Raw genomic sequence first — 10,096 nt, 5'->3', positions numbered from 1 at the left:
CGAAGTCATGAAGTACGACAGAAACAAATTATATAATTCATTTCCGTTCATTACTTCGAATTTCCCTGGATTGAAACGATTATAACTTGTAGAATAATCTGCATTTACAACCAATCCATTTCCTCTGGCTCTTTTAGTTGTTACAACTACTACTCCATTCGCTCCACGAGAACCATATTGCGCAGTTGCAGCAGCATCTTTTAATACAGAAATTGTTTCAACATCATTTGGATTAATATTTGGTGTTCCATGATAAATCACTCCATCAACTACCCATAAAGCATCTGTTCCTGCAGAAATACTTGTTTTTCCTCTTAAACGTAATGAAGCCGTTGAACCTGGTTGTCCAGAGCTACTTGTAATTCTAAGACCTGCAACTTTACCTTGTAATAAATTGGTAATGTTCGGAGATTTAGCATCCATTAAGTCTTTTGCATTTACAACAGAAACTGCAGCGGTTACCTCTTCCTTACGTTGTGTAGAATATCCAGTTACAACTGCAGTTCCTAAATCTATATTCTCACTTTTAGGATTTAATTGAGTGGATAAATCTCCTAAATTCTCAGAAGTAACGGTAATTTCCTTGCCTTTAATAATTAAAATATCACCGATTTTGGCATCAATATTAAAATCTCCATTTTCATCTGTGTAAGCTGCCTTATCAGTCCCTTTTATTTTTACCTCTACATCTGCTTCTGGAAAACCATCAGAATCTTTTACATGACCTGTAGTTTGAGCATAAGCAAACGATCCAAGAACAAAAAGAAGACTAAAAATTCTAAATTGTTTTTTTCTCATCTCTTGTGTTAAAATTGTTAACAATAAAAGTATTAAAAAAAACACTTAAGAATTACTCTACAATTCAAATACAAAAATAAACCAAGTAATAAAAGAATATATAGAATAATTTTAGGGATTACTTGTTTCAATAAAATATTAAACTATTTTTTCAACTCTTAATAGAATGTTAAGAAATGGTAAAATTTAATATTTTATATTAAACTTTCAAAATCAGCCAAAAAAAATCCGTTCGATAATCGAACGGATTTTATATTTTTCCTAAAAAAGCAGTTTTTAGTAAGCAGCGTCTTTGATACGAGCTTTTTTACCACGTAATGCTCTGAAGTAGAAGATACGAGCTCTACGAACTTTACCTTTTTTGTTTACTTCAATTTTTTGTAACGCTGGCATGTTAACTGGGAAGATACGCTCTACACCAACATCTCCAGACATTTTACGGATTGTGAAAGTTTCTGTAGTTCCTTGTCCTCTTCTTTGGATAACAACCCCTTTAAAGAACTGAACACGAGTTTTTCCACCCTCTGTAATTTCTTGATAAACTGTAATAGTATCACCTGCTGCGAAAGCTGGGAACTCTTTTTTAGCTACGTATTTCTCTTGTACGTATTTTACTAAATTTTCCATTATTATAATTTCAATTTATTTGAATTGAGCAACTTAAACGTCTTTCGTCAGAGGTTGAACAATGTGGATGCAAAATTAATCAAAAATCTTGATTATACAAATGATTCTCTTTCTTTTATGAATGAATTTTTATTAAATCATTTTCAAAAGATTGATTTGTTAATTGTGCTACGACTGATTTCATCGCTAAAAGTCGAGCAGTTTTTTTATCATCTGTCACAATTTCTAGCCAAGATGAACTTTCTGTTCCTGTTTGCTGAAACATTTTGTCAATGTAATTGGTATAAACATCCCATAACTCTTGTGCCTTTTGATCCAATGCCCCTAATTTCCATTGTTTCAATTCGTCATCTTTCCGATCTTGTAATCGTTCTGCTTGTTCTTCTTTCGAAATCGACAGGAAAATTTTAACCAAAATAATTCCATCATCTTGCAAAAGCTTTTCTACTTCTACTACTTGTTTCATAAACTTTGTATGTTGTTCTTCCGTACAAAATCCGAAAACAGGCTCTACAACAGCACGATTATACCAAGAACGATCAAAGAATACAATTTCACCTGCATTTGGTAATTCTTTAAAATATCGCTGAAAATACCATTGTCCTTGTTCTATTTCAGTCGGCTTTGGTAATGCTTCAACACGATATTTTTTAGGGTTTAGAAATTCTGTTATTCTCGAAATTGTTCCTCCTTTTCCAGCTGCATCACGACCTTCAAAAATAATTAACACACGTTTATTCTCTTGAATAACTTTAGATTGTATTTCTAACAATTTTTCTTGAAGTTCTTTTAATTCTTTCTCATAAGCGAGTTGTTCTTTGAACTTCTTTTCTTTTATAATATCATGTCTAACCAAAAAATCAATGATTTCTTGCTTATTATTTATTTTTTCTAAATCATTTAAATCAAATTCAGCCATAGTTTTAGGTTTGATAATTAATTTTCTTCTTCTAAGTTTTGATGTTTCAAAATACGTTTATTTTTATCATCATAAGGTATTTTAGACAAAATATATTCCATCGCCTCTACTCTAGCCTTGTACTTTTTGTTGGCATCAATGATTTTCCAAGGAGCAAAATCTGTATTTGTTTTCGTAAACATTACATCTTTATAAGCTGAATAAACATCAAACAAATCTTGCGCTTTTTGATCTACAGAGCTATACTTCCATCGTTTGGTTGGTGAATTTACAATATCTGCAAAACGTTTTGCTTGTTGTTCTTTTGTAATCGAAAAATAAATTTTAATCAAATATATTCCCGAATTAATCCACATTTTCTCGACATCATTTACCTCGTTCATAAAAGTTTCATATTCCTCTTGTGTACAAAACCCATTTACAGGCTCTACAACAGCTCTATTGTACCAACTTCTATCAAAAAAAACAATTTCTCCTGCACGTGGTAACTGACGAACATAACGTTGAAAATACCATTGTCCTCGTTCTACTTCATTAGGCTTTGGCAGTGCTATAATTCTATGTTCACGAGGATTTAGATGTTCTACAATTCGACGAATTGCACCTCCTTTCCCAGCTGCATCTCGACCTTCAAAAACAATCACAACTTTTCGTTTATTTTCGGCTACCCAAGTTTGTAATTTTATCAATTCTTCTTGTAATTGCTCTATCCTATTTTCATATTTTACAGTACGCAAGGCTTTCGCAAAATTCAACTTTCCATGATCAGATTGTAAAAGTCCAACAAGACCTTTTTTGGTTTCGATTAATTTTAAATCTTTCGGTTTTAGCTCCATTTTCTTACAATTTAAAATTAATGATTCAATTCTTTTACCATTCGATAATAACGTTCAATCACATTTGGATCTACCATTAAATTTACTTCGGCATCCTCTTTTCCTTTATAATTAAACAAAGAAAGCACATAACGAATAGATTCTAATCTTGCCGTATTTTTATCATTTGCGTTGACAATAATCCAAGGCGAAAAAGAGTTGTGCGTGCGCGTAAACATTTGATTGATATAATGCGAAAATTCATCCCAAAGCTCTTGTCCTTTTGCATCGACTGGACTATATTTCCACTTTTTAAGCGGATTATTTAACCTCGAATCAAAACGTGTTTGCTGCTCCTCTTTAGTCACAGAAAACCACAATTTGACAATATATGTCCCTGATTCGTACAACATATGTTCAAATTCTGAAACTTGCACCATAAATTGCTCATATTGTTGCTCGGTACAAAATCCCATAACTGGCTCTACAACTGCTCTGTTGTACCAACTTCTGTCAAAAAAAACAATTTCACCAGCATTTGGTAACTCTTTGATATAACGATTAAAATACCACTGATTTTGTTCGACTTCTGTAGGTTTATTCAATGCAACAACACGCATAGAACGCGGATTAAGATGCTCGCGAAAACGGCGAATTGTACCTCCTTTTCCTGAAGCATCTCGTCCTTCGAAAATGATTGCAACTTTTTTCTTTTCTGTCGAAATCCAATTTTGAAGATTTACTAACTCTGATTGCAGTTTTAGTAACTCATTTTCATATTCAAACTTCTTTATCACATTTTTATAGAGAGGATTTTCTTCTTGATTTTCGACCAAAAAATGCATTAGTTCTTCGGTTGTTGTAAAATCTAAAATCTTACTTTTTTTCATAAATATTTATAGATTGTAAAATCTTTTTTAAGGTAAAAATTTTACAGAACATAAAAGTGAAGATTATGATAAATCTTTCTTTTAAAATCATAAATTTTATCATATTCAACCTCAATCAATTTGGTTAAATTTGTCAATAAATTAGTTTTTTGCGCATACTATTTTTCATATCACTCATATTTTCTATCGCATTTCGTCCTTTAATGCCGATGATAGATTATGTTTTAAATTATGAAGAAATCGCAAATGAACTTTGTGAAAATCGAGAAAAACCTGAATTACTTTGTAATGGTTTTTGCTATTTGAAAGAAGAAATTTCGAAAAGTGAAAAGAATCAGCCAGAAAATCATTTTGTCAAAAATTCGGTCAAAATTTTAGATGCGATTGTTCCTCAAAAACAAATTATTTCTCCAAAAAAGTATTTTACGCAAAAAAATAAATTATCAACTGATCATTATCAAGATATTAATTCTAACTATATTATTCGTTTAGTTTTTCATCCTCCAATTGTTTAATTTTTCTTTTATAGATCTAAACTATAGAATCAGATAACAATTAATTAAAAACAAATAAACAATCTAAAATGAAAAATTTAAAAAACACATTCTCTTTAATAGTCTTAGGGTTTGCATTATTTTCTTGTAATAAAGAGCAAACAAAACAAGAGAATTTTGAAGTAAAGCATGTTTCTCACGAAGAAATGAAAGCTGTAACTAAATTGGATGTTGCGGTTGTGAACGAAGTTGATCCAATTTGCGGAATGAAAACTGCAGATCATTTGAGTGACACAGCTAATTACCAAGGAAAAACGTATGGTTTTTGTTCGACAATGTGCAAAGAAGAGTTTCTAAAAAATCCTGAAAAACATATCCATGAATAAACAATTAATAGCCGTTATTGTTATTATTTTAGGCGTTATAGGAACTGTTTTTTGGCTAAAAAATAAGCCTAAAGATGAACTTTACACGGTAATGAAAGTTCCGGAATTTTCGATGACAAATCAAAATAATCAAACGATTACAAATCGTGATATGTTAGGAAAAGTGTACGTTGTAGAATTTTTCTTTACAAGTTGTCCAACGATTTGCCCAGTAATGAGTAACAATTTACGCACAATAGAAGATGAAATAAATGATGCAAACCTTGGTTTTATTTCGATTACAATTGATCCAAAACGAGATACACCTGCACGATTGTTAGAATATGCAAAACAAATTGGTGTAAAATCACCGAATTGGCATTATTTGACTTCGGATCGAGAAGAAATTGAGCAACTTTCGGATAAATTCAATATTTATGTTGGAAAAGACGAAACAACTGCCGAAGGTCTAAATCACAGCGGAAAACTTGCATTGGTTGATAAACAAGGAAATATCAGAAGTCGATATGATAAAATGGGTGTTCCAATACTGTTTTATTCGGGACTGAATTACAAAGATCCTGAAGGAAAAGAACCTTCTCTAGCTGGAAAATATCATCCTGAAATAGAATTTTTAAAAGAAGATATAAAAAAACTTCTTGCAGAATAAAATTTAAAACCCTCCTAAAAATGGAGGGTTTTGTTTTAATTATAATTTTCTAAATCACAGCAAATTATTGTTTGTCCTTATGGAAAATTGATGGACGGAATGCATCGTGTTGTAAAAGCAAATTTATTGGATTTGAAAACAATAAAAGCGTATCGACTTTCGACCTTACCAAACCCCGATTATATTGATGTAGATCCTGACGATTTACCTTATGATGAAAATTAAAATTTAGAAGTTAAGCAATCAAATCTTGAATGGTTCAGAACATTTAAAGCAATTTATGAAACTGGGACTTTATCTGCTGCTGCGCAACAATTATTTATTTCACAACCTGGTTTTAGCTTACATCTCAATTCGTTAGAAGCCTATACGGGCTACAAATTATTTGATCGATCGGCGCGAAAAATGGTTCCGACTGAAAAAGGAAAAATTTTGTATAATTTTATTTTAGAACCGATTCAAAAATTAGCTGCTGCGGAGCAACATTTTTGGAAAGAAAATTTTAAAGAACATCCAGATTTCAAACCAAATTATATTGTCCCAAATATCAGTTCTATTATTCGTTGTTTGAGCGATGGAAATGGCTTTTCTATTGTTCCCGACTTTTTATGTCAAGAAGCACTAAATTCTGGTAAAATAAAATTGGTTTGGCAAGGTGAAAAACCGTTGGAAAATACACTCTATTTTGGTTCACGAAAAAATACGATTTACGAAAAAGAAATTGAGCAATTGCAACAGATTTTTGTAGATAAATGGTGTAAAGATTTGGGTTAAATACTTCCCAAATCTTTGAAAAACGCAACCAATTGATGATTACTTGTAATTTGTAGCGACTCTTTTAATGAGCCCAATCTCTTTTCTACACTACTTAGACTTGCAGGTTTGATATTATTTTGTTTTAAGTGATTTGAAATATCTTTTAGTAAAATTCCATTCGAAAGCAAAGAAACTAACGTAACATCATACGAAGTTATTTCATACGTATTTTTTTGTTTGATACTACGTTTCATGTCCAATTCCAAATGCATTCCGCCCGCAAAAACAGTTTGTATCGCTTTTTTCAACTCTTTCGAATCTTCTCTTCCTTTCGCCACAAACCCATCTATATGGTATTCCTTGAAAAGATTATCCACCATATCCGCTTTCTTTTCTACCGAAAAAACAATCACTTTCAAATTTGGCTGAATTGCTTTTACAGCTTCAATTAAATCTCGTCCACTTTTCAAGTTTTGCTCGCGATGATCTTCTTCAAAAGACAAATCAGAAATCAATAAATCATAAGGTTGATTGTCGTGCAATGCTTTTTTCACTTTCAAGAATGCATCATCACAATAAAAAGCATAATCAGGATTTTCTACATGTAAATCTTTTAAAACTTTCTGAATCGAAATATTAAAACTCTCAAAATCTTCTGCAATTAATACTTTTTTAAACATACTTTTTATTTAGGTTATTGAATTGGAAATATGATCTTAATTTTTAGACCATTCACATTTTCAGTTTCAAAAATAACATCTCCGTTTAGATTAGAAATACGTGAAACCGTATTTTGCAAACCATTTTTAGGTTTTAAGTCCGAAATCCCAATTCCATTATCTGAATAATTGATAATAATTTGTTGGTTTTCTTCTTTAAAATTTAGTATAACTCGTGAAGCTTCGCTATGTTTTTTCATGTTCGTCAACAATTCTTGCATCACTAAGAAAACCTCTGTTTTAGCATAATCTTTTACGTTTCTCCAAAGTTCTTTTTCATTTCCAATCAAATATATTTTGACTTGTTCCGAATCATAAGAACTTATCAATTGTGCTAATTTTTCTGCAAAATTTTCTTGTTGATTTTCATCAATCCTATCATAGGAAATATCGCGCGAAATTTCATAAACCACCTCCAATTTATCTAAAATTTGATCACGATTAAATTCTGATTTATTCTCAATATCAGACATCACATGATAAATTCCGTTCGCCACTTTATCGTGTACTTTTTTAGAATATTTCAGTTCTGTTTTTTTGACTTCCAAAACCTTTTCTTGTTGCAACAAAACTTTCTCTTGCTCTAATTTTTGCTTTCTTTTTCTGTACAAAAAATATCCAAAAACAAACAAAACGATCAATAAACCGATTAGAATGTAAAGTTTTAAAATATCATTTTTCTTCTTTTCATTCTCTGCTTCAGCATTCAAAAAATCTGCACGATTTTTCTCCGAATCATAACGCACCAACGCAAATTGATTTTTCGCTCTGTTACGTTCTAACTGAATACTATCGTTTAGCTTTTGATAAGCTTCAAAATATTGTTTTGCATTTGTAGGATTGTCTAATAAAATAAGTTGTTGATAAACTTCTAATTTATCGCCCGCACTCTTATTTTCGAAAGCAATTTGTTTTCTTTTATAAGCATAGTCCAAGGCTTTTTTATAATCTAAATTTGAAAAATAATCTGTTAAATGCGCATAACTTGCATTTTGTCCCCACAAATCATTTTCCTTTAATCTAATATTTAACGCTTTATTTAATTCATTTATAACATTGGACTTATTGTCTTTTAACCATTTGGTATATGCTAAATTATCAGTAATTCGCGCATATTCTTTTGGATTTTCAATTGTATTCTTATCTTTTAGTAATTCTTGGTAAATCTTTATCGCTTCATCATACTGCTTATCGTAACGATAACTATTTGCAATGTTATTTTGATTGATAATATAAACATCTTTTTCTTTAGAAAAATCAATTGCTTTTTGATAATAATCTATAGCATCATTAAAATTTCCTAAATCATGAGAAGTTTGCCCTAAAATATTATATGCACTAGAAAGTGTTTCTTTTTCTTCACTTATTTTAGGGTTTAATAATTTTACCGAAGAAATAATTAATTCTTGGCTTCCAAACCAATCTCCTTGATCTTTAGAAATAAAAGCCATATTTATCAAACATTTTGATGCTTGATGTTTGTTATTCAGTTTTATAAATTCTGAATATGCTTTATTAAAATAAACATAAGCACTATCATTCTCTTGTTTTTCATAAAACTTCCATGCTTTATCATAAGCTTTATTATCTAAATTATCCTGCTCAATCTCTTTGTTTTTAGACTGTTGACATGAAATAATAAAAAGTATAAAATAAAAAAATAAAATTTTTCTCAAATCTCCATATTTACAACCTAAAGCTAAACAAAAAACGGATAGATTACTCTATCCGTTGATGATTTATTTTTTCACAGGAACATCCCCTTTTTCTCCATTTGTATCACCGTCTATACTATCTGATGAAGTTTGTACAACTGGATGTTGATCTTGTGAAATTGTGTTTGCATTTTGATTTGGTAAAAAGAATCCCAATAAAGCGAATAATAATTCTAACATAGCTTAAATTTTTAATTTTTTGATATAGGTGCTCTTCCTCACAAAACAGATTGCGAGTAGTGTACACGAGAAAAAAGAAGCGCTTCTTTAGTAGGAAGTTTTTTGTAGTCTTGAGAACAATTCAGGAAAAATGCTTCCCTTCAAATCACCTCAACTATTTTCGAGACTACGTTTTCAGAAATCAAGTTTTTTGTTTTTGTTTTGATTTCTATTGCAAAGTAAATACAGAACACAAAGTCGCTGTTAAACAAACAATAGACAAGTTTTGGACAATTATTGGACAGCTTGTTTTACGGTAAACCGTAATTTATTTTGTCCAAAATTTGTCTACTTTGTAAAAGAATTAAAAATGAAATGTCTACGAAAAAATATCTATTCGAAAAAGTTTTTGAGAAAGCAAAAAATGAATTTGGGAGTTGAAGTAAAAATGGAATGTCTGTGCATTTAGAAAAAGTAATTTCAGATGATTATAATTATCCTATAACAAGCAAATCTTTTTTCAAGATATTTTGATGATTTCGTGAAAGAAAATAATTTAAAGAAGGAAATAAGTCCTGATTTATTAAACATTCTTGCTCATTATATCGGTTATGAAAGTTTTGGAGATTTTAATCAAAAAAATCAGCAGACAAAAAAATGAAGAAAAAGAAGTTAATGTAGAAGAAATCGCATCCGTAGAACCAATAATAGATAATAATATTTCTGAAGAAGAATCAATAATTAATCTTCCATCAAAAAAGAATAATTTCTTTCAGAAAATAAAACTTCAACGAAATAAAGTAATTGCTGGAAGTGGTATTGCTATGATTTTGGCTAGCGGAGGATTATTTCTTAATTCAATGAATCAAAATTCGTCTTGTATGGTTTGGAAAGAAAATCATTATGAAGAAATAGAATGCGAAAAAACTTCGCCACAAATGAATGCTGTTCCATATAACGAAGCTGTTTTTCAATTGAAGAAAATCACAAAACCTGATACTTTAAATTTTAAAAATGCACTTGATAAAGTTTGGTATACAAAGAAAAATGGTGAAGTAGAATTTTTTACCAATTATGGTTTACATTCCGAAAATGGTAAAACATTGAAACCTGTCACAAAATATATTTTAACTAAATATGTCTTAAATAATTGTAACGTCCTGAAAAAA

Annotated in this window: 12 protein-coding genes and 2 pseudogenes; 6 read left to right on the top strand and 8 right to left on the bottom strand. The window is 30.2% G+C overall.

Annotated elements, in window-relative coordinates:
- From B4E59_RS01235 to ppk2 (B4E59_RS01215), 5 genes are all read right to left on the bottom strand, one after another.
- On the bottom strand, positions 1 to 798 hold a 798-nt coding region (locus B4E59_RS01235), incomplete at its 3' end, for a TonB-dependent receptor plug domain-containing protein (protein WP_219035057.1).
- Between the two features lie 276 nt (positions 799 to 1,074).
- Complete coding sequence (gene rplS / locus B4E59_RS01230) at positions 1,075 to 1,425, bottom strand: 50S ribosomal protein L19 (protein WP_019975296.1); 351 nt, start codon at positions 1,423 to 1,425, stop codon at positions 1,075 to 1,077.
- A gap of 115 nt (positions 1,426 to 1,540) precedes the next feature.
- A complete protein-coding gene (ppk2, locus tag B4E59_RS01225; protein ID WP_291046653.1) occupies positions 1,541 to 2,344 on the bottom strand; it encodes a polyphosphate kinase 2 in 804 nt (267 codons plus the stop codon).
- Between the two features lie 17 nt (positions 2,345 to 2,361).
- Positions 2,362 to 3,180, bottom strand: coding sequence for a polyphosphate kinase 2 (gene ppk2, locus B4E59_RS01220; RefSeq protein ID WP_125348818.1), 819 nt, complete (start codon positions 3,178 to 3,180; stop codon positions 2,362 to 2,364).
- A 17-nt stretch (positions 3,181 to 3,197) separates the two neighbouring features.
- The gene (gene ppk2 / locus B4E59_RS01215; RefSeq protein WP_312150877.1) at positions 3,198 to 4,004 is read right to left on the bottom strand and encodes a polyphosphate kinase 2; all 807 of its coding nucleotides are present in this window, start codon (positions 4,002 to 4,004) and stop codon (positions 3,198 to 3,200) included.
- A 194-nt stretch (positions 4,005 to 4,198) separates the two neighbouring features.
- Here ppk2 (B4E59_RS01215) and B4E59_RS01210 point away from each other — a divergent pair, with 194 nt between their 5' ends.
- From B4E59_RS01210 to B4E59_RS01190, 5 genes and pseudogenes are all read left to right on the top strand, one after another.
- On the top strand, positions 4,199 to 4,564 hold the full coding sequence (locus B4E59_RS01210; RefSeq protein WP_291046657.1) for a hypothetical protein: 366 nt from the start codon (positions 4,199 to 4,201) through the stop codon (positions 4,562 to 4,564).
- A 68-nt stretch (positions 4,565 to 4,632) separates the two neighbouring features.
- On the top strand, positions 4,633 to 4,929 hold the full coding sequence (locus B4E59_RS01205; RefSeq protein WP_219035055.1) for a YHS domain-containing protein: 297 nt from the start codon (positions 4,633 to 4,635) through the stop codon (positions 4,927 to 4,929).
- Positions 4,922 to 5,578, top strand: a complete 657-nt coding sequence (locus tag B4E59_RS01200; RefSeq protein WP_219035054.1) for an SCO family protein — start codon at positions 4,922 to 4,924, stop codon at positions 5,576 to 5,578. The genes B4E59_RS01205 and B4E59_RS01200 overlap by 8 nt, the downstream gene beginning before the upstream one ends.
- A gap of 90 nt (positions 5,579 to 5,668) precedes the next feature.
- The gene (locus tag B4E59_RS01195; protein ID WP_257468223.1) at positions 5,669 to 5,803 is read left to right on the top strand and encodes a hypothetical protein; all 135 of its coding nucleotides are present in this window, start codon (positions 5,669 to 5,671) and stop codon (positions 5,801 to 5,803) included.
- 15 nt (positions 5,804 to 5,818) lie between these two features.
- Positions 5,819 to 6,352: pseudogene (locus B4E59_RS01190) on the top strand (LysR family transcriptional regulator); the annotation flags it as partial.
- On the opposite strand, the gene B4E59_RS01185 reads toward B4E59_RS01190, so the two are convergent.
- From B4E59_RS01185 to B4E59_RS01175, 3 genes are all read right to left on the bottom strand, one after another.
- A complete protein-coding gene (locus B4E59_RS01185) occupies positions 6,349 to 7,014 on the bottom strand; it encodes a response regulator (RefSeq protein ID WP_221856653.1) in 666 nt (221 codons plus the stop codon). The pseudogene B4E59_RS01190 and the gene B4E59_RS01185 sit on opposite strands and share 4 nt — an antisense overlap.
- Before the next feature lie 14 nt (positions 7,015 to 7,028).
- Positions 7,029 to 8,729, bottom strand: coding sequence for an ATP-binding protein (locus tag B4E59_RS01180; RefSeq protein WP_291050833.1), 1,701 nt, complete (start codon positions 8,727 to 8,729; stop codon positions 7,029 to 7,031).
- Between the two features lie 63 nt (positions 8,730 to 8,792).
- On the bottom strand, positions 8,793 to 8,948 hold the full coding sequence (locus B4E59_RS01175; RefSeq protein WP_291046670.1) for a hypothetical protein: 156 nt from the start codon (positions 8,946 to 8,948) through the stop codon (positions 8,793 to 8,795).
- 590 nt (positions 8,949 to 9,538) lie between these two features.
- Between B4E59_RS01175 and B4E59_RS01170 the strand changes: the two are divergent.
- Positions 9,539 to 10,096, top strand: a pseudogene (locus B4E59_RS01170) (hypothetical protein); the annotation flags it as partial.

This window comes from Empedobacter sp. UBA2044, from assembly GCF_002333005.1.
Classification (GTDB): domain Bacteria; phylum Bacteroidota; class Bacteroidia; order Flavobacteriales; family Weeksellaceae; genus Empedobacter; species Empedobacter falsenii_B.
Note: the sequence above shows the minus strand (reverse complement) of the source record. Positions and strands in the feature narration are given on the sequence as shown.